The sequence below is a fragment of the Meridianimarinicoccus aquatilis genome, from assembly GCF_004358675.1.
GTDB classification, from domain to species: Bacteria; Pseudomonadota; Alphaproteobacteria; order Rhodobacterales; family Rhodobacteraceae; genus Meridianimarinicoccus; species Meridianimarinicoccus aquatilis.
Genome location: NZ_SMZO01000009.1, coordinates 22,481 through 42,744, shown reverse-complemented (window position 1 = coordinate 42,744; position 20,264 = coordinate 22,481). Strand labels below are relative to the sequence as shown.

Genomic DNA, 20,264 nt, shown 5'->3' with positions numbered 1-20,264 from the left:
GCCTCAAGGAAGCCGGATACCACCGTCCAGCCTGAGCGTCGCGCCATTCATATATTTGTTTTCAATCAAAAATGTGGCTGCATGCGCAAACTCTTCCGGATTTCCAAGTCGCCGAGGAAACGCCACATCCTTGGCAAGGTCCGCGCACACGTCGTCACCAAGGCTTTCCAACATCGGCGTTTTGAACAACCCCGGCGCGATTGCGTTAACCCTGATCCCGTTGCGGGCCAGATCGCGCGAGAGAGGCAAAACCATGCCCGCGACACCCGACTTCGACGCAGCATAGGCCACTTGCCCACGCTGCCCGTCGAAGGCTGCCACTGACGCGGTCAGAACGATGGCCCCGCGCGATCCATCTGCGTCAGGGTCAGAGCCAGCCATTGCGTCGGAAACGGCGCTGGCCAGTGCGAAGGTTCCGGATAAATTGACATCAATCACTTTGGTGAAGGCATCCAATGTGTGTCGCCCGTTGCGGCCCAAGGTCGTCTGAGCATGCACAATTCCAGCGCAATGCACCAAAGCCCGCGGGGCCGCCCCGAACCATTCCACCGCGCCGTCAACAGCCCCCGCGATGCTGGCTTCGTTCGCGATGTCCACGGCAAAGAAACAACCACCGATTTCAGCTGCAAGTGCTTCACCTTGGGCGTCACGGTCAAACAACGCAATGCGTGCACCGCGGTCGGCAAGAAACCGGGCCGTGGCAGCACCAAGGCCCGACGCTGCGCCGGTGACGATCACGGGAAGATCGGCGATTTTCATGGCTGTCCTTTTGGCTGGGATGCGATGCAGCTTAACCTGCCCTATTCACTCCGCCGAGAAAAGACAGCTCTATGAGCCGACACAATCCAGCTTCGCGCTTCAGTTCCCGGGCAATCCTGCGCACATGGCGCCAGTGGCCACCTGACCAGACCCCAGCGCAACGACAGCCGGGGCCTGATAGGCATTGGGCACCGCGCCGCCGGCGAAATCAATCACCAGAACGAGGCCGATCAAGCCAAGCGCCATGACGGCGACAAATCTGCGGGTAAGCTGCATCAGCGTGCCTCCAGACCAAGATAGGGGCGAATCCGAACGCCTTGCACGGCACCCAGGAACGCAGCCCCGAACCAGACCCACCCATGCAGGCTACCTGTCGAGATACCGCTGAAAAATGCGCCCACGTTGCAGCCGAACGCCAACCGAGACGAATAGCCCAGAAGAAAGCCAGCTACGATCGTCGCAATCCATGCCCGCGCGGGAAGTTTGGGCAGCGCCTGTTTTAGTCCCGCACGCCAGGACGCGACAAGCGCAGCCCCGGCGATGATGCCGATGTTGGTCAAGCTGGTGATATCGGTCAGGACGCTGGCGGCCAGACGATTTTGAGTGTCCGGCGACCCCCAAAATGCAGACCCAGACAGATCACCGCCCAAAAGCGTGACGCCCTTCGCAGCCCATAGGCCAAGGCCGTAAACCACGCCCCATGGCTGGCCAGACACAATCAGGTTCCCAATCGCAAGCAGGGCAACCAAGCTCGCGGCGATCCACAAGCGGCGGGGCACACGGCGGTTTTCTGGCGCCGCGCGCCACCAAACGAAGGCCCCGATCGCGGCCAGCGCCACAAGCGTAATGATCAGGCCACTGGTTCCGGAAAACACCACCAGCGGGGCCGACCCAAGGCCTGTCCACCAGAACAGATGATACGCGCCGGCAAAACTGCCAATGGCGAAAAACGGCAGAGCAACCAAGCTCACGGGATTGCCGCTACCGGCATTCACCAACGTACCCGATCCGCAACCAAGCACGATCTGCATGCATATGCCGAACACGAAGGCCCCGCCGATCATCGCCACTCCGACCGGAGCATGCGCGCCGTTAAGCTCGTCGCCGTGACTGGCCAAAAGCGGGATTGCCACAATCGCCACAATCGCGATCGCGAAAAGCTGGGCGATGATTCCGGCCGGATCACGGCGCAAGATCATGGCGCGCCACGGGCCCGCAAAACCGAACCGCAATCCTTCAAGCGTGATGCCAAAACCAAGGCCGATCGCCAGAAGAAGGCCGTAGCGCGCACCCACGAACAGGCCAACGACAGCCACAAACAAAGCCGCCGCCCCAATAAGGGCGGCGCGATGGGATGTTCCCGAAGCGGTGTTTACCGCAGTCACATCAGTCATTTAAACCTCAGAATACGCTTTTGATCTGGGTCCAGAGGTTTTGAAGCAACCCTGGGACATTGGCCATTTCATAGCCCTTGTTCGACCATCCTACCATCGATTCCGGGTAAAGCTTCACATTTTCGATGCCAGCCAGTTCACTCAAAGCGAACCAGTTGGTCGCAGCCCAGTGCCCGGTGTTGCAGAATGAAACGATCTCACTTTCGTCAGTAAAGCCCTGTTGCGCCGCAAGATCCCGAGCGGCATCGGCATCAACGATAACCGGGCCACCACCAAACCAAGTGGAGTGCGTGAAATACTTGGATTGTGGCAAAGTGCCGGGTTTTGCGGCCGCTGCATGGCTTGTCTGGCCGGACCAGAACTCTTCCGGACGCGCATCAAGAAGAAGCGCGTTTTGTTCGCCATTCACAACTGCGAGCACCTCGTCAGATGTCGCCAACCACTGATCCGAAAACGATACTGTAATGTCGGACGGAGTTGGCGTTACTGTTGTCTTTTCAAGCGCCTCACCCGCTTCGGTCCACGCATTGATCCCGCCGTTCAAAATCGCCAGTTGGCTGACGCCGCTTGACTTCAGCGTCCAGTAAACGCGCGCGGCGGCCCCGAAATCGGTTTCGTTAGACCCCTGATGCACAACAACAGTCGGTCGATCTGTGGTTACGCCAAGGCTGCGCAGAACCTCGGTAAGTTTGTCTTCTGGAACCAGTTCACCCGGGTTTTCGGCCGGACCACGAAACAGGCCATAGGGCGCGCTGACCGCCCCGGCGATGTGGCCGCCGGCGTAGCCATCTTCATTTGCGGCGCGGATATCGATCACGAGTGGGTCGACCTCGGCCTGAATGGCGACCAAATCCTGCACAGAAATCAACGGACCGAAATCAGTAGACTCCTGGGCAAAGACAGCGGTTTGCAGCGAAAGGGCCGCCGCGACGGTCGCAAGAGCGAAATGTTTCATAGCGTCCTCCATGGGAACTAATGTCTATTGTGCGTCATTTCGCCGTTTCTCAGGACAAAATCAAGGTGCGACAGCCAGCCGAGGCAAAGGAAATAGTTCTAATTCATTCGCCAATTTCGCCACGTCTCGGGATTTTGTTCAAAATTATGTCCTGAAAGTGGGAAATGCTTTCCTCAACCCTCTCAATTCGCAGACATGGTGCTTTTTCAACACTCCGTCATCAGGGTGATTTCGTTGCCTCAATCAGCGGACCCACGGCGCACCTGCATATCCCACAGTAGCACGGCAGCGCCCGGCAATGTGACCGCCAAGAAAACCAACCCGAACGCGACCGACGCCGCAACACCTGCTTCGGCCGACGCGCCGATCACCGGAAACAGCAGTGCCGCAGCACTTTCGCGCAGGCCCCAACCTGCAACCGACAACGGAATAATCATCGCCAGCAAGATCAACGGGACCACTGTCACCACCGAGAAGGCGTTCAGCCCTGTGCCGGTCGCAGCCGCACAGAAACTGAACGCGGCAAGCGTAGATAGAGCTGTTCCAAAGCTCAGCACAATTTGTGTCAACCGGACCTCGCGCGCGAACACGGCGTGCTTGGCAGCGCCCAGAAAGTCCCGCGACGCGCGGCCAACCGCGCCGGGTGCACGGCTTCCGCCCAGCACCAGAAGTGGCATCAGGACCAGAAACGCCGCCACAGCAAGCGCAACCGTGCCAAGGGCGGCAGGCCAGCGCACGCCGCCGGGCAAAATGGCAGACACTGCAAGACCAGGTGCAGCCAACACGATCAAAGCGATTTGTCCGGACATCCGTTCAAACAAGACAGCCTGACCGGCCCGCACGAGCCCTGCCCCTTCACGCGCCCGCAGCGCACGGCCAGCATCGCCCACCATCCCGCCCGGCAATGTCTGGTTCAGGAATTGTGCCAAGTAGTATTCGCGGACCGCCCGAAGCAGGCTGAACCTATGATCCAACCGCTCTGCCATCAGTCGCCAACGCGCTGCGGAAATTACTGTTTGCAGGGTCAACGCCGCATACCCCGCCAAAAGCCAAGTCCCGTCCGCGGCCCACAACAGCGATACGGCCGCGCGCAGATCGACCACAAAGCCCAACAGAACCACCAATCCAAACGTGGACAAGAGGCGCACCGTGCCTTTTCCCGGCCGCCATTCACGCAGTTTTGCCGGAAGTTTCATGTCACGCTCGCGGGTCTGCGAACCGAAGCACGTGGGCCCCGTACGACCGCAGATAAAACCGCGCCGCTGTTAGGAAACATGTTTGCCACCCAGACCTTGATCATGCTCGCCGGCACTGCGTCACCAGTCGCGGACGCGCTGACCGAGTAAGCGAAAAATCGGCGCAGACCAAGAACGTCAAAAGAAAAAGCCGTGAGAGTGGGCGCACTGCAACGCCGCTTTCTGGAACATGGGACCGAGATCGCCCGCGCGCGAAGGTCACTTTTAACAGCACCCACCCATCCGGGGCGCATGGCATGCGACCGAAAAGTCGCGCCTGAAACGCCAAAAACGGGCAAAGCGCGACGAATTGCACACTGAAGGCTTTGTTTACGGCCCTAAGCACCCATAACCGAAGTTATCTACGCAAACACGATAAATTTAATGAAAAAGACACACGAGAGGTTTATGAGCAGCCCAGGCGATCTCTCGGATCGTAGTTTTTTACATCTCGAGATCGGGAAACGAGTGAGTAACAAGTCAGAAAGACAAAGATTTCACCATTGGCTTAGCCCCTTGATGGTAAAATCAGGGATTGTCATTGCGGCAAGTCCGTTGACAGTTTGGCTGTGTGTTGAGTGCAGCGTCGGGCCGATGCTGGCCGCTATAGTTGGCCTTTTCATGTGCACGAGCCTTGCGTCAATCTACTGGACCGTTGTGACGCTAGGGCCTGCGAGAAACGCCAGCACCCGAAACAAAGTGTGGGTCGATGATCGCCCCGGCCTTCCGCACCACACAACAAGACGGCACGATTAAGAAAGCGCACTATAACGATCACTCCAGCGCGGCAGACGCTGCGCGGGCGATGATCCGCTCTTCATCTGTGCGCAGAACCCGCACCGTGACCTCTCCCTCCGACACCACGCCACCCGGCTGCGAAAACGGCGTTTCATTCGCCGTACGGTCGAGCAATATCCCCAACCAGTCCATTCCCTCGCAGACTTTCGCGCGGATCTCGCCGGCATTCTCGCCAATGCCACCACAGAAAACCAATGTGTCCAGTCCGCCCAGAACCGCAGCCATTGCGCCAATCTCGCGGCGGATCCGAAAAACGAAATAGTCCACCGCTTGCGCCGCTTCAGCGCGGTCCGAGGCAAGCAATTCGCGCATGTCGTTTGACAGGCCCGACATGCCCTTCAGCCCGCTTTCCTTGTACAACAGTCCTGATATCTCGCTGCTGGTCATGCCTTCCTGATCCAAGAGGTACAGCACGACGCCGGGGTCAATCTGGCCGCAGCGCGTTCCCATGGGCAACCCGTCCAGCGCCGAAAACCCCATTGTGGACCCAACGCTTCGTCCACCCCGAATTGCGCAAAGCGAGGCGCCGTTTCCAAGGTGGCAGACGATTGTCCGGCGGTGATGATCATCCGGGTCGATCCGGTCCAATTCACCGCTGATGAAATCGTAACTCAGCCCGTGAAACCCGTACCGGCGCACGCCTTTGTCATAAAATCGTCGCGGAAGCGCAAAGGTGTCATTTACGAAAGGGTGACCCCTGTGAAATGCCGTGTCAAAACAACCGACTTGCACGGCATCCGGAAACGCGACCATCGCCGCGCGGACCGCGGACAGGTTGTGCGGCTGATGCAGTGGCGCAAAAGGGACATAGCGTTCAAGATCTGCCAGCATCTCGGGGGTGACGCGCGCAGGCCCCGAATGGTCCGGCCCACCATGGACGATCCGATGCCCCACGGCGGCCACTTTGCGTCCCGCCAGAACTGGCGTCACCGCCGCCAATATCGCGATAACGGCGGCATCATGGCCACCCTCCGAAAGGGTATGTTCGGTGGTGTCGCTCCCTTGATGCAAAACAAGATGCGGCGTCGCGCTTTCCAGCTTTTCGACCAGCCCAACGGCGAGCAAATCGGGTTCAGGGGCGGCGTTATAGACGCCGAACTTGATGGATGATGACCCTGCGTTCAGCGTAAGTACGCAGCTCATACCTTTGCGGCCCCAGCCGCAAGTGCCGCAATCGCGCAAGAGGCAAGGCGTGCCTTTTCGCCGTCAGCGCGGCTGGTCAGGATAATCGGGCAACTTGCGCCCAGAACGACCCCGCCGCCTTCGGCATGGGCCGCATAAGTCAATTCCTTTGCTAGCATGTTCCCCGCCTCAAGGTTCGGCGCGACCAGTACCTCGGCACGGCCGGCGACAAGCGAAGTAATGCCCTTTGTGCGCGCCGCCTCAAGGTCCATGGCATTGTCCATCGCCAGCGGGCCATCGACCAGTCCGCCTGTGATCTGCCCCCGCTCTGCCATTTTCGACAGAATTGCGGCGTCCAATGTGGACGGGATCTTGGGCGTGACCGTTTCGACCGCAGAGAGCACGCCAACCTTGGGCTGTTCAACGCCTAGCGCCCTCATCAGGTCGATCGCATTCTGGACGATGTCGACCTTTGTTTCCAGATCAGGAGCAATGTTGATAGCCGCATCGGTTACGGTCAGCAGATGCGGCAGACCTGGAACATCGAAAACAAAACAATGGCTCAAACGTCGCCCTGTGCGCAGACCGCCCTCACGTTTCAGCACCGCTGACAGCAGCACATCAGTGTGCAAATGGCCCTTCATCAGCGCCCGCGCCCGGCCAGAGCGCACCAAAGCCACGCTTTTGGCAGCAGCATCCGCATGATTTTCGGCAGCGATCACTTCGATCCCCGACAGGTCTTTCCCCAGCTCGGCCGCGGCCAAAGCGATGAGTTCGGGGTCACCGACCAGTATGGGCGTGATGATGGTATGCTCCATCGCCAGCATCGCCCCCCCCAACGAATGCGCATCATCCGGAACCACAACGGCAGTCGGGGTCGCATCCAGCGGCTCTGCACTGGCCAACAGGGCATCAAAATGGCGGTGGCGGTATACACCAAGACCCGGCACACCAGCGGCGTCAAATTCCGCCTCGATGCTTGGGGCAACAACGATGGCTTCGCCAATCGCAACGGGCGCACCATCCTGCGTATCGACGCGCGTGTCCAAACGCACGCGGCGACCATCAAGCTTTTCGGTCAGTCGCACAGTGATCCGCAATGTGTCGCCCTGCTTGGCGTGCCCGACATATTCCAGCATTTGGCTTTCATAAACGGTCCCGGGTCCCGGCAGTTGGTTGCCCAGAACACCGGAAATCAACGCACCCACCCACGCGGACGGGGCCATCGCCTCGGGAATACCATCGCCATCGCCGTCCGCTTCGGGAATATGCAAGGGATTCAGGTTTCCCGACGAGTGCGCAAAAATGTACAGATCATCGGCAAGGCATAACCGCTCTGCAGTCGCCTCCATCCCGACTGTCAGCCGATTGAACGGAATATTGTGGTAGATTGTCATTTCAATTCTCCGGATCGGCCGATCATGCGACGATGCTATAGCCGCCATCAATCATATGCACACCGCCCGTAACGCTTGAGGCTTCGCGGCTGGACAGAAACGCGGCATAGGCGCCCACTTCGTCAATGGTCACGACATGATGTGTCGGCGCACGCGACGACGCATCTGCGAGCAGCGCGTCGAAATGGGACAGTCCACTGGCGGCGCGGGTTGCCATAGGTCCCGGCGACAAGGCGTGCACCGAAATCCCCTTTGGCCCCAGTTCGGCAGCCGCATAGCGCGTGACAGATTCCAACGCCGCCTTGACCGGACCCATGATATTATAATTGTCCACGACCTTGCCAGATCCTTGAAAGCTGACCGTCATGCAGGTTCCGCCATCCGGCATCAGCGGTTCTGCAAGCCGGATCATGCGCAGGAACGAATGTACAGAAATGTCCATTGCTTGCCCAAAGCCGCCGCGCGACACGTCCACCACCCTGCCGTGCAAATCCTCCAGCGGACAGAAGGCGACGGAATGCACCAGGATATCCAGCTTTCCCCACTTTTCAGCGATGCATTTAAACACATCAGCCGTTTGCGCATCATCTGTCACATCAAGTGGCAGAAAAAGGCTTGCGTCCAGTGCTTCTGCCAGCGGGCGCACATAGGGCTCTGCCTTGGAATTGAGATAGGTTATTGCGATGTCTGCGCCTTGCGCACGCAGCGCCTTTGCCACGCCATATGCGATGGAATGATCATTGGCGACACCAACGATCAGAGCCTTGCGACCTTCGAGTGAGAACATAAATTGCCCTTTCCGCTGCAACGCAGCATGCCACTCCCTCGTAACACCGGTACGACGCAATGAACGGCACGGCAATAGACGCAGGTTTGCAAAAGCACGAAGCGGCAATGGAAACACAGATTGCCATAAGAATCAGCCGATGAGCGCGGACTAAGCGCGCACACTGTCCAGATAAACGGCGGCGACACGACGCGCATCAAGTGCAAACCCTGGGTTTCGGGCGTGCTGTGCCGCAACAATGGCCCCATCCACCAGTACCACGATCGCGCGCGCGACGCTCTCTGGCTGTTCGGCCTGCATTTCAATCGCCGCGGCCTTGAGCCATGTGAACAAGTGCGCCTTGTGCACATCGGCTGCCGCGCGAATTGACGGGTTGCCCGTTTCGAACTCAGCCACGGCATTGATGAATGGGCAGCCGAAATAGTTTTCATCGGCAAACCAGTCGTGCAGCACATCGAAAACCGCCAGCACACGTTGATCGGGTCCACCGCGAACCTGCTGCAAGCGGCCAAAGAACCATCGCCGCCACGCCGTGCCTTCCGCCTCCAAAACGGCCTCGATCAGTACATCTTTGGATGCAAAGTGATTGTAGAGCGTCGCCTTCGCGGTCCCAGCTCGTGCCACGATCGTGTCGATCCCGGTTGCCGAAAACCCATTATGGCAAAACAAATACGATGCGGCTGACAATATCCTATCACGCGCTGTCGCAGGCATGTGCCGCGCAAAATTCCAGTCGCACACCGAAGTGGCGTCTTGAAAGGCCTGATCGGGGTCATGGGCGTCGAGGGCTGTCATGGCTGCGCCTTGGTCATACTACCGTCTGTTCTGTTTTTCACATTTGGGATGATCAGGCAATGCAACTGTACAGAGCTGTATGTTTTTCAGAATCGAACACCCGTGAGTAGATCGCCCAGCCCCCGAAACGCGCCGAAATACGCCTTATAATTTATCATTTCGCGAAATTATGGCATGAATTTTGACCTTTTTGGATTCCCGCGCACCAGACAGATCTGTTCACTTGACCGTCTACTGTGGCGTCCTCTCAGATCAACCAAGACAACTTAGATCACGCCGCAAAGGTGCGTACGCATGAAAGTAGAACCGATCAACAGGACCGACACGGGACCGGGCAACGCCCCTGCGCCCTCCGCGCGATCCAACGGTGCACATGTTGCGGTGCGCGGCCTCACTCACACCTACAGACGCAGTGATGGTCCGGTCCTGAGCGATATCAGCTTTTCTGTTGAGCCCGGTGAAATTGTCGCCCTGTTGGGCCGGTCGGGTTGCGGCAAGTCAACCTTGCTGCACATGGTATCAGGCCTGAGCATGCCGTCCTCGGGCGAAGTGCTCATGAACGGGAATAGTGTACGCGCCCCATCGCCCCGCTGGGTGATGATGTTCCAGGCACCGTCTCTTTACCCCTGGATGTCCGTGGCCCAGAACGCCGCGCTTGGCCTTCGGTTCACCCAAAGACGCTATGAAATCGCCACCCGTGTTCCCGAAGTGCTGGACCTTGTTGATTTGGGCGGCTTTGCAGACCGCAATGCACAAGAATTGTCCGGCGGACAGCAACAGCGGGTGGCCTTGGCGCGGTCGCTTGCGCCCAAACCCGAAGTCCTGCTTTTGGATGAGCCATTCTCGGCGCTAGACGCGTTTACCCGCCGCAACCTGCAACAAGACGTGCGCAAGATCGCGCGCGGGCTTGGCCTGACCCTGATGATCGTGACCCATGACGTCGGTGAAGCGGTGCGGATGGCGGATCGCGTTTTGGTGCTGGACGCCAATCCGGGGCGGATCGCCAGCGACATCCCCATTTCCCTAAGCGACGCAGACCGAAACGGCGGCAACGATGCCTTCCAGCGCGAGCATACGCGCCTGATGCAAACCTATTCCGACATCGCGCAGGTCCCCGGCACTCAAGCCTGACCCTGCCCCACTCCTCAATACGATCGAAAGCGAGACGCCGATGACCCATGACCCCCACCACACTCCGCTCGACCTGCACGCGGCCTGCTGCGGACATGACGGCGTGGATCACGCCAAACGGCAAACCCTCGACACTTTGGCACAGGGCGGATTGGCGGCTGCGTTGGCCACGATTTTGGGTGGGTTGCCATCGCCAGTGCGCGCGCAAGACGACGATGTGGTCCGTATCGGGTATCTGCCTATCACGGATGCGACGCCGCTTCTGGTCGCGCATGCCAAAGGGTTTTACGCCGATGAAGGTCTGGAAGCCGAAAAGCCAACGCTGATCCGGGGCTGGTCCCCCCTGATCGAAGGTTTCGCAGCGGGGAAGTTCAACCTCGTTCACTTCCTCAAGCCGATCCCGGTGTGGATGCGGTACAACAACGACTTCCCGGTCAAGGTGATGGCATGGGCCCACACCAATGGCTCTGCCTTGGTGGTCGGTCGGCATACAGACATTACCGATTTTGCGGGTCTGGGCGGCAAGCAGGTCGCGGTGCCATTCTGGTACTCGATGCACAACATTGTGCTGCAATACGCCTTGCGGGCCGCTGGCATCAAAGCGGTGATCAAAGCACAGGGCGAGCCGTTGGCCCCGGACGAATGCAACCTTCAGGTCTTGCCGCCGCCGGAAATGCCTCCGGCCCTCGCTGCACGCAAAATCGACGCATATATCGTCGCAGAACCGTTCAATGCGCTGGGTGAAATGATGGCGGGCGCACGGATGCTGCGCTTCACCGGCGATATCTGGAAAAATCACCCCTGCTGCGTCGTGTGCATGAACGAGCAAGTCACCACCGCCAAGCCTGAATGGACACAGGCCGTGATGAACGCTGTGGTGCGCGGCTCGATTTATGCCAGTCAGAATAAGGAAGAAGTCGCCGCGTTGTTGTCGAAGGACGGCATGGGGTACCTGCCCGCCCCCGCACCTGTCGTGAAACGCGCCATGACTTTGTACGACGATAACCCCGATTACATCGAAAGCGGTGCAATAAAGAACGAGGCCGAGTTCAAGAACGGTCGGATCGATTTCCAGCCCTGGCCCTATCCATCGGCCACGCGGATGATTGTCGAGGCGATGAACGATACGGTGGTCAGCGGCGACACGACCTTCCTTGACGGCCTAGATCCGCAGTTCGTGGCGGATGACCTCGTGAACTACAGCTTCGTGAAATCCGCTTTGGAAAAGTACCCAGAGTGGAAGAACGATCCGTCTGTAAATTTCGGCGATCCCTACGAACGCGAGGAGGTTCTCAAGCTATGAGCGCCGCCGCCGACATACCGCAGCGCAGCCCGATGCCGGGTCTTGGCCGCGCCCGTGGGGCCGTGAATGCCCTTCTCGGCATCGGATTGCTGCTGGTGTTGTGGTGGATTGGCGGAGAGATGATCGCCAGAAATGACGATTTGTTTGCCTTCGCCAGTTTCGCCCCGGCCCCAACCCTGTCACGGCTTGCGGAACTGGTTGCTTCTGGCGCTGTCATCGACATGTCCCTTCCGTCGCTCTACCGCGTCGGGATGGGCCTTGCACTCGCGGCGGCAATTGGCGTGCCGGTAGGCATTGCGATCGGTCGCATCGCGATCCTGCGCGAAATCACGAACGTGCCGTTCCAATTCCTGCGCATGATTTCGCCCCTGTCGTGGATGCCTATCGCCGTCATGGCCTATGACACATGGGATGGCGCGATCATCTTTCTGATCTTCGTGGCGGCGGTTTGGCCGATCTTGTTTGCCACGGCGGCAGGCCTGCGTCGGATCGACCCCGCATGGCTGAAGGTGGCCCGCAATCTTGGCGCGAACCCGTTCCACATGCTGTTCGTCGTCATTCTTCCGGCAATCTCGGTCGATATCCTGACCGGCATCCGGCTTGCGCTTGGGGTCGCTTGGGTCGTCTTGGTGCCCGCCGAATATTTGGGGGTCACATCCGGCCTTGGCTACGCGATCAACGATGCCCGCGACACGCTGGACTACGCCAGCCTTGGGGCAACCGTGGTCATCATCGGAGTGATCGGGTTCTTCCTCGATTTCACACTGATGATGGCAATCAAGAAATTCAACTGGGTGCGCAGCGACGCCTGAGCCCCCGCAAGATCCAAAGAAGGAGGATCCCATGTCTGAACCTGCAACCGTGTTGACCGGCTGCCTTGCGCCCATCGACAAAGCCGGACTTGATGGCTTGATCGAAAAGGGCAAAGCCGACCCAAAGGCGGTCAAGACGCTGAAGTGCAAGACTGTCGCCGAAGGCAAATTCCGCCACGCCAACTATATCCGCGATCTGGAACCGTACATCGTGGACGAACCCCCCGGCCTTTTGGGCGATGACACTGCCCCCAACCCATCCGAAGCATCCCTTGCCGCGCTTGGCTCGTGCATCGCTGTCGGTCTGCATGCCAACGCCGTTGCGCGCGGCATCGTGGTGCAAAAGCTGGAACTGGAGCTTGAAGGTGATCTGAACATCACCGCCGTTTGGGGCACCGGCGATACCAGCGAAAAGCCGGTCGGTTTCACCGATGTGCGCATCAAAGTGCACATGGAAGGTGATTGCCCGAAATCGGAAATCGACGAGCTTGTTGCCCATGTCATTCAGTGGTCGCCGGTGTTCAACACCTTCTCGCGCCCGGTGAACATGGAAGCTGTCGCCGTTTGACCCTTCGCACCGACCGGGTCTTTGTGCCCGGTCGGCCCATTTCACACCAAGGAGCGCGCCATGAACATCGCCCTGCCAATCGACCCCGTGGACACTGCCGAGGTTGACCGCATCACGACCCAGACCCTTGCCCCGATGGTCCGCGACATCGACGCGGGCGAGTATCCCGAAGCCGTCATGCGCGCCTATGGCAGTGCCGGCGCCTATGGAAGCCACGTTGATGGCCCTGACAGCAGCATCGACGTCATGCGCGCCATCGAAGCCATGTCGCGCGCGGGCGAGGTGTGTACATCCACCGCGTTCTGCATCTGGTGTCAGGATGCGTTGGCGTGGTACATCTATTCGTCGGATAACGAGCATCTGAAATCCACGCTTGGCCCCCGCATCGCCAGCGGCGAAGTGCTGGGCGGAACCGGCTTGTCCAACCCCATGAAAGCCGTCAACGGTATTGAGCCCATGCGCCTGAAAGCCACGCGGGTGGACGGTGGATACCATGTCAAAGGCCTGCTTCCCTGGGTGTCCAATATCGGTGAAGAAGGCTATTTCGGCATTGTATTTGACGCCCCGGTTGACGGGTCGCGCACACCGAAGAAAGTTATGGCCGTTGCCTATTCCGGTTGGGACGGCGTGAAGCTCAAACTTGACCACGACTTCGTTGCCATGGGCGGCACGGCGACCTGTCAGGTTCAATTCCGCGACGCCTTCATCCCTGACGAATACATCCTTGCAGACCCCGCAGAGCAATTCATCAAACGCATCCGCGGCGGTTTCGTTTTGATGCAATGCGGTATGGCCAGCGGCATGGTGCAAAGCTGCATCGACCTGATGGATCAGGTGACCGGCCCGCTAGGGCACGTGAACCAGTATCTTGAAAAGCAGCCGGATGATTTTCGGACTGAGTTGAGCGCGCTGATGACCGAAATCGCTGATCTGGCAAAGACCCCCTATGACCCGTCCAACGCATATTTTCGGCGCGTTCTGACGGCGCGACTCAAGGGCGGCGAGATGGCCGTTGAATCCGCGCATTACGCGATGCTGCATTGCGGTGCGCGCGGGTATGTCAGCCAAGGCACAGCCCAAAGACGCCTGCGCGAAGCCTATTTCGTGGCCATCGTCACCCCCGCAACAAAACAATTGCGCAAAATGCTGGCGGACCTGCCGGCCTGACCCAACAGGAGAGTCCCATGTCGAAGACCCTTATATCGCCGCAGGAACTTGCGGCTATGCCCAAGGACAGCACTGTCATCATCGATACGCGCGATCCCGAAAGCTACGCCGCCGGCCATGTCGAAGGGGCGGTGAACCTGCACGACATTTTCACCTATCTTGCGACCTCGGACAGTGCGGGAATGGCCGAGTTGGCGCAAAAATTCGCCGCCGATTTTGGCGCTGCCGGCCTCGATGGTACGAAGACTGCGGTCATTTACGAGCAATCCATGAATAGTGGGTTCGGGCAATCGTGCCGGGGCTACTTCTTGCTCGCCTATCTTGGCTATCCATCGGTGAAGGTTCTTCATGGCGGTCTGGCCGCGTGGACCGCAGCAGGCATGCCCTTGTCCACAGATCCCGTTGCCCCCACCCCTGCCAGCTTTGACATCGACCCGGACGCAGCCGTTATCATGATGGATGTGGATGCAATGAAAGCGGCACTGTCAGAAGACGCTGCAATACTTGACGTGCGCGATGTGGACGAATGGACCGGCGAAAGTTCGTCACCCTATGGCAAGGATTTCTGCCCGCGCAAGGGCCGAATCCCGGGCGCAGTGTGGATTGAATGGTATCGGATGATGAAGCCCACAGCCGAGGGTGCCATGATGAAATCGTCTGTGGAAATTCTGGCCGAATGCGCCACCGTCGGCATCACACCTGACACACCTGTCCGGCTCTATTGTTTCAAGGGCGCGCGCGCATCGAACACGTTCCTTGCCTTGAAAGAGGCGGGCATCAAGGATGTACGAATGTATTTCGGGTCATGGAACGAATGGTCCCGCGACATGAGCCTGCCGATTGACGAAGGTCTTCCCTACACGGCCTGACCTGAAAGCCACTTTTTGCAGCGCGAGAGAGGTTGAATCCCGCGCTGCAATTGCGCCTTATCGGCGTCGCATGCGGCTGGTCCGCAACTGACCGACAGGCCGCCCGCGCAGCGGGCCGCGATACAAAGACAAGGCAGACGAAGACACATGACCCATATCGCCGTGATCGGGGCCGGGCAGGCCGGCAGCTCTTTGTGCGCGAAACTCCGCGATCTGGGCTTTGATGGAACGATAACGCTGATCGGCGAAGAACCCGCTTTGCCGTATCAACGTCCGCCGCTGTCCAAGAAGTACATGCTTGGCGATATGGCCCTAGAGCGGATGTTTCTGCGCCCTGATGCCTTTTATGCGGACCGCAACATCGCCTTGCGGCTGGGCACGCGCGCGACCGCGCTCGACACGGATGCCAAGCAAATCACGTTGTCCGATGGCAGCAGCCTGAATTTTGACATGCTCGCCTTGACCACGGGCGCCCCGCCCTTGCGTTTGCCTTCGGCCATCGGCGGAGACCTGCCGGGCGTTTACACCATGCGCACCCTTGCAGATGCCGACGCGTTGGCCGGGGAATGTACGCCCGGTCGGCACATGCTTGTCATCGGCGGTGGATATATCGGTTTGGAAGCGGCGGCCGTCGCCGCAAGCCGCGGGCTGGCCGTCACGCTGGTCGAACAGGCCCCGCGTATTTTGGCCCGCGTCGCCGCCCCGGAAACGGCCACATGGTTCAGGAACTTGCATGCAAGCCACGGAGTCACGATCATCGAAGGCACCGGCGTTGCAAGCCTGACCAACGAGGACGGTCATGTCAGCGGTGCCGTTCTGGCAGACGGACGCAAGATTGCGGCGGATTTTGTCGTCGTCGGGATCGGCATTCGGCCCGGCACCGATCTGGCCCAAGACGCAGGACTTGCGATCGACAACGGCATCGCAGTGGATGCGCTTGGCCAGACTTCTGCCTCTGGCGTATTCGCGGCCGGGGATTGCGCCTCGTTTCCATACAAAGGGGGGCGGCTTCGTCTGGAAAGCGTGCCGAATGCCATCGAGCACGCCGAAGCCACGGCCGCAGCCATGTTGGGCGGAACGGACCCTTATGAAGCCAAGCCGTGGTTCTGGTCAGACCAATATGACGTAAAGCTGCAAATCGCCGGCCTGAACACGGGGTATGACAACGTGGTTGTGCGCGACGACGCCGGAGCGAGATCACATTGGTACTTCGGGAACGATCAGCTTTTGTCAGTCGATGCCATGAACAATCCGCGCGCCTACATGGTCGCAAAGCGGATGATCGAAGCAGGGCAATCGCCATCACCGGACCGTGTCGCCGACACAAGCCTGTCCCTGAAAGAGTTGATGGCCGGCTAAGCGCCACCGCACCGGGCAAGACCGCCGCAGATGTTCCGACGGGGCGCATCATTGGGGAGTGTCTCGCGCTGGAACACGCGATCGCACCCGCCGTTCTGCCACCAAGCAAATGCCCGTCTTCAGGCGCCCTCCGCCTCTGCCCACTGCGCTGCCATTTGCAACGCGCCATCCAAAGCTGACGCCTTTGCAGGGACCAGCGCGGCAGACATCCGGGCGGGTAGATAGGCGTCATAGTGGTCAGCAAGGCCGCCCATCAAACAAATGGGTTCCTCAGCCCGCCACCCAAGCGCCTCTATCGCTCGAACCACATGCTCCGCACCTGTTTGCATCAGATCCAAGGCCGTTGCATCCTTGTTCGATGCCGCTTTGACAATCTCAGGTGCAAAAGCCGCATAGTCGGACGGGCGCGCAGACCCCGCAAAATCGAGGATACTGGATGTGCCATCTTCGAACCGCGCCAAGATTTCTCGGGTCAGGCCAGTCGCCGGGTACAGGCCATCGTGCACATGCAAGACCCGAGCAAGAAGAGCGCGGCCCAGCCACGCACCCGACGCTTCATCCCCCAACAAGAAACCCCATCCGCCGCGCAAATCTACAATGCCGCCAGATTGCCGACCAAAGAATGACCCTGTGCCAAGCCCGGCGACAACACCGTCTTCCTCGCCAAGGGCCCCGACGATCGCGGGTACACAGTCCTCGACCACCTTGACTTGCCCGAGCGGCATCTGTGCTGCAATTTTCCCTGCGACACGCGCTCCGGTGACCCCGGCCAACCCGAAAACGCCGGTTGCACGGGACAAACACTCGCGGCCCAAGCCCGCTTGATCAGCGATTTGCGTCAGCCCATCGACAATCGTTGCCACCGCACCAACCGGATCAGAGTGCACGTTCGCCGAAGCGACCCGCAAATCCGTCCGCCGCCCGGCCGATACCAAGGCGATACGGCACGCTGTGCCGCCGCCATCAATGCCGATCAGGCAGGAAGAAGAGGGTATGTGCATTCGTCCGCCTTCAGTAGATTGTACAATCGGAATACCGACCCGTCTCACATGGTCCGTGATGTGCGAAAGTGTTGCGGCGGCGTGCCGTTGCGACGAACGAAGGCGCGCGTGAAATTCGCCGGATCGCTATACCCAAGCGAATAGGCGATCCCTGTCACGGGCATGTCTGTTTGCAGCAAGAACTCCCGCGCCTTTCGATCCCGCACCCGATTGAGCACATCACTATAGGTCGTGCCCGCCTGTGACAGACTCCGCTGAAGCGACCGCACACTGATATTTGCCAATGCCGCAGCCCCTTCGATATCGACCTGTCCATCAAGAATCCGCAAGGCCACAATGGACTCTATCGCCATATCCCGGCTTGGCAGAGAGGTCGACGGCACGTTCGTCATCGACCCCAACTCTTTGTCATCCGTGTTCAGATCCCGCACGCCAGAGGCAACCGGCAGGGATTTACCCAAAAGCGAGTCCGGAAAGCAGATCGCAACCCCCGGACCGTCAAAGGCGAACGGAACTGCAAGCAGGGAAAAGCGCGCGGCCTTAAGACCAGGGTCTGCATACATCATCCGCGCCCGCACCGGCAGCCATTCGGCCCCCAAGTAAGAGCGGCAGAAGGCAATCATAACCGGCAGAACGTGATCCGCATGCTGCCGAATTGGCAACACGCTGAAATCCGGCGGGATATATGTCCAGACCGCCATACCCTGCGCCACATCCAGTGAAAAAGCCCCCTCGGGTTGATGCATTTGAAGTGCCGCAGACAGTCGGTCCAGCGCATGACGCAAAGTGGGCGCAGTCTTGGCTGTCTTTACCCAGGGACCGAAGTCACCCGGCGACATCTGAAGACCGACTCGCAGTCCAAAAAGTGGGTCCCCAGCCGATTTTGCTGCGCTATCAAACAGTCGGACCATCGCACCGAACGGCACTTCCAGCTCTGGGTGATCGAGAACTTGAACAGGTATCTGCACCGACCGAAACACGGCCTCGACGGCGCTGACACCACTGGCTTTTTCAAGCAGCCGTGGCAGCGGGCCGATCCCACTGGCGCGAGTCATTGGAATTGAACCACCTATCATTTGGCCAAGGTGGCATTGATGGCACGAAATGACAAGCGGCCTGCACCGCAGAGCAGTACGCTCAGGTTGTGGCATGTGTCTGACCACCAAAATTTGCAATCAGGGAGAAACCCAAACGTGTTTCCAAAAACATCACGTGCGATGTGCGGCGCCGTTACCGCGCTGTTCGTGCTCGGTGGCAGCGGCTTTGCGGTCGCACAAGAGCAACAGCCAAATATCCTGGTGATTTGGGGCGACGACGTTGGTCAGTCCAACATCTCGGCCTACACCAAAGGTCTTATGGGCTACCGAACACCGAACATTGACCGGATTGCCGAAGAGGGCATGATCTTTACCGACTATTACGGCGAGCAGTCATGTACCGCTGGCCGGTCATCGTTCATCATGGGCCAGTCCGTGTTCCGCACCGGTCTGTCCAAGGTTGGTCTGCCCGGTGCCGAAGAAGGCATGCAGATCGAAGATCCAACCATCGCGGGCCTGCTCAAGGGCGAAGGCTATGCAACAGGCCAGTTCGGCAAGAACCACCTGGGCGACCGGGACGAAATGCTGCCGACCAACCACGGCTTCGACGAATTTCTGGGCAATCTCTATCACCTCAATGCCGAGGAAGAGCCCGAGAACGAAGACTATCCCGGCGATATGGTTCTGCCTGACGGGAGCACCTTCCGCGAAGCGTTTGGCCCGCGCGGTGTGATCCGTTCGTCGGCAGACGGTGAAATCGAAGACACCGGCCCGCTGACCAAAAAGCGGATGGAAACAGTTGACGAAGAAACCGCCGCAGCCGCGCTTGATTTCATCGATCGCAAGACAGCCGAAGGCACGCCTTGGTTCGTTTGGTGGTCGGGTACGCGGATGCACTTCCGCACCCACGTCAAAGATGAAATGCGTCAACAGGCCAACGAGATCGCTGGTAAGAACCTCGATGAATACTCTGCCGGCATGGTCGAGCATGACCTGCATATCGGTCTGTTCCTCGACAAGCTGGACGAGCTTGGCATCGCCGACAACACCATCGTGTTCTACTCGACCGATAACGGCCCGCACATGAACACATGGCCCGACGCGGCGATGACACCGTTCTGGGGTGAGAAAAATACCCAGTGGGAAGGTGCTTGGCGCGTGCCCGCAATGGTTCGCTGGCCCGGCAAGATCGCGGAAGACACTGTGTCGAACGAGATCGTGCACCACATGGACTGGCTGCCAACATTCCTTGCCGCTGCTGGCAACACCACGGTCAAGGAAGATCTGCTTGAAGGCGTGACCATCGACGAAATGGGCCGCGACTACAAAGTGCATCTGGACGGATACAACATTCTGCCCATGTTGACCGGCGAGACCGACAAGAGCCCGCGCCGGGAAATCTTCTACTTCACGGATGATGGCGACCTTGCTGCACTGCGCTATGACGACTGGAAAGTCACCTTCCTTGAGCAGAAAGCATGGGGCACCTTCCGCGCTTGGATGGAGCCGCTGACACCGCTGCGCGTGCCGCTGATCTTCAACCTGCGCCGTGACCCGTATGAGCGCGCCTATCGCACGTCGAACACCTATTACGATTGGTTGCTTGACCGTGCGTATCTGCTGGTGCCTGCACAGCGCTTTGTTGGTAACTTCTTGGCCACATTCCAGGAATTCCCACCACGGCAAGAAGCGGCGTCCTTCAGCCTCGACAAGGTTATGGAAAAATTGACTGCTCCAAGCGGCGCTCAGTAATCCAAACCGACCCGCACATGGTC

At 59.2% G+C, this 20,264-nt stretch carries 19 protein-coding genes; 8 read left to right on the top strand and 11 right to left on the bottom strand.

Annotated elements, in window-relative coordinates:
• Positions 1–3 precede the first annotated feature (3 nt).
• The 9 genes from E2L05_RS05595 to E2L05_RS05560 all read right to left on the bottom strand — a co-directional run bounded on the left by E2L05_RS05595 (position 4) and on the right by E2L05_RS05560 (position 9,242).
• The gene (locus tag E2L05_RS05595) at positions 4–759 is read right to left on the bottom strand and encodes an SDR family oxidoreductase (protein WP_133341914.1); all 756 of its coding nucleotides are present in this window, start codon (positions 757–759) and stop codon (positions 4–6) included.
• Between the two features lie 99 nt (positions 760–858).
• A complete protein-coding gene (locus tag E2L05_RS20705) occupies positions 859–1,035 on the bottom strand; it encodes a hypothetical protein (protein WP_164687180.1) in 177 nt (58 codons plus the stop codon).
• Positions 1,035–2,153 carry a YeeE/YedE family protein gene (locus tag E2L05_RS05590; protein WP_133341913.1) on the bottom strand — a complete coding sequence of 373 codons (1,119 nt, stop codon included), beginning with the start codon at positions 2,151–2,153 and terminating at the stop codon, positions 1,035–1,037. The genes E2L05_RS20705 and E2L05_RS05590 overlap by 1 nt, the downstream gene beginning before the upstream one ends.
• A 7-nt stretch (positions 2,154–2,160) precedes the next feature.
• Entirely contained in the window at positions 2,161–3,108 is a 948-nt protein-coding gene (locus E2L05_RS05585; protein WP_133341912.1) for a sulfurtransferase, read from the bottom strand.
• Between the two features lie 239 nt (positions 3,109–3,347).
• Complete coding sequence (locus E2L05_RS05580) at positions 3,348–4,304, bottom strand: lysylphosphatidylglycerol synthase transmembrane domain-containing protein (RefSeq protein WP_133341911.1); 957 nt, start codon at positions 4,302–4,304, stop codon at positions 3,348–3,350.
• Between the two features lie 813 nt (positions 4,305–5,117).
• On the bottom strand, positions 5,118–6,284 hold the full coding sequence (locus E2L05_RS05575) for an acetate/propionate family kinase (RefSeq protein WP_133341910.1): 1,167 nt from the start codon (positions 6,282–6,284) through the stop codon (positions 5,118–5,120).
• Positions 6,281–7,660 carry a bifunctional enoyl-CoA hydratase/phosphate acetyltransferase gene (locus tag E2L05_RS05570; protein WP_133341909.1) on the bottom strand — a complete coding sequence of 460 codons (1,380 nt, stop codon included), beginning with the start codon at positions 7,658–7,660 and terminating at the stop codon, positions 6,281–6,283. Before E2L05_RS05570 ends, E2L05_RS05575 begins: the two co-directional genes overlap by 4 nt.
• 22 nt (positions 7,661–7,682) lie before the next feature.
• Entirely contained in the window at positions 7,683–8,447 is a 765-nt protein-coding gene (gene fabI, locus E2L05_RS05565; protein WP_133341908.1) for an enoyl-ACP reductase FabI, read from the bottom strand.
• Positions 8,448–8,597: 150 nt separating this feature from the next.
• Complete coding sequence (locus tag E2L05_RS05560; protein WP_133341907.1) at positions 8,598–9,242, bottom strand: TetR/AcrR family transcriptional regulator; 645 nt, start codon at positions 9,240–9,242, stop codon at positions 8,598–8,600.
• Positions 9,243–9,536: 294 nt separating this feature from the next.
• On the opposite strand from E2L05_RS05560, the gene E2L05_RS05555 reads away from it, so the two are divergent.
• The 7 genes from E2L05_RS05555 (at position 9,537) to E2L05_RS05525 (ending at position 16,451) form a co-directional block, all read left to right on the top strand.
• Positions 9,537–10,373, top strand: a complete 837-nt coding sequence (locus E2L05_RS05555) for an ABC transporter ATP-binding protein (protein WP_133341906.1) — start codon at positions 9,537–9,539, stop codon at positions 10,371–10,373.
• 40 nt (positions 10,374–10,413) lie between these two features.
• Entirely contained in the window at positions 10,414–11,676 is a 1,263-nt protein-coding gene (locus E2L05_RS05550; protein ID WP_133341905.1) for an ABC transporter substrate-binding protein, read from the top strand.
• Positions 11,673–12,488: an ABC transporter permease gene (locus E2L05_RS05545; protein WP_133341904.1), complete on the top strand. Its 816-nt coding sequence runs from the start codon at positions 11,673–11,675 to the stop codon at positions 12,486–12,488. The genes E2L05_RS05550 and E2L05_RS05545 overlap by 4 nt, the downstream gene beginning before the upstream one ends.
• 31 nt (positions 12,489–12,519) lie before the next feature.
• Positions 12,520–13,056, top strand: a complete 537-nt coding sequence (locus tag E2L05_RS05540; RefSeq protein ID WP_133341903.1) for an OsmC family protein — start codon at positions 12,520–12,522, stop codon at positions 13,054–13,056.
• A gap of 60 nt (positions 13,057–13,116) precedes the next feature.
• Positions 13,117–14,223 (top strand): acyl-CoA dehydrogenase family protein, encoded by a 1,107-nt coding sequence (locus tag E2L05_RS05535; protein WP_133341902.1) that lies wholly within the window; start codon positions 13,117–13,119, stop codon positions 14,221–14,223.
• A gap of 17 nt (positions 14,224–14,240) precedes the next feature.
• The gene (locus tag E2L05_RS05530; RefSeq protein ID WP_133341901.1) at positions 14,241–15,092 is read left to right on the top strand and encodes a sulfurtransferase; all 852 of its coding nucleotides are present in this window, start codon (positions 14,241–14,243) and stop codon (positions 15,090–15,092) included.
• A 147-nt stretch (positions 15,093–15,239) separates the two neighbouring features.
• Entirely contained in the window at positions 15,240–16,451 is a 1,212-nt protein-coding gene (locus tag E2L05_RS05525) for an NAD(P)/FAD-dependent oxidoreductase (protein ID WP_133341900.1), read from the top strand.
• A 119-nt stretch (positions 16,452–16,570) separates the two neighbouring features.
• Here the strand turns inward: E2L05_RS05525 and E2L05_RS05520 are convergent, their stop codons facing one another.
• Together E2L05_RS05520 and E2L05_RS05515 are read right to left on the bottom strand one after the other, a co-directional pair.
• Positions 16,571–17,452: a BadF/BadG/BcrA/BcrD ATPase family protein gene (locus tag E2L05_RS05520; RefSeq protein WP_133341899.1), complete on the bottom strand. Its 882-nt coding sequence runs from the start codon at positions 17,450–17,452 to the stop codon at positions 16,571–16,573.
• A gap of 44 nt (positions 17,453–17,496) precedes the next feature.
• The gene (locus tag E2L05_RS05515) at positions 17,497–18,507 is read right to left on the bottom strand and encodes an AraC family transcriptional regulator (RefSeq protein WP_165971695.1); all 1,011 of its coding nucleotides are present in this window, start codon (positions 18,505–18,507) and stop codon (positions 17,497–17,499) included.
• Between the two features lie 162 nt (positions 18,508–18,669).
• Between E2L05_RS05515 and E2L05_RS05510 the strand changes: the two genes are divergently transcribed.
• A complete protein-coding gene (locus E2L05_RS05510) occupies positions 18,670–20,241 on the top strand; it encodes an arylsulfatase (protein WP_133341974.1) in 1,572 nt (523 codons plus the stop codon).
• Positions 20,242–20,264 lie beyond the last annotated feature (23 nt).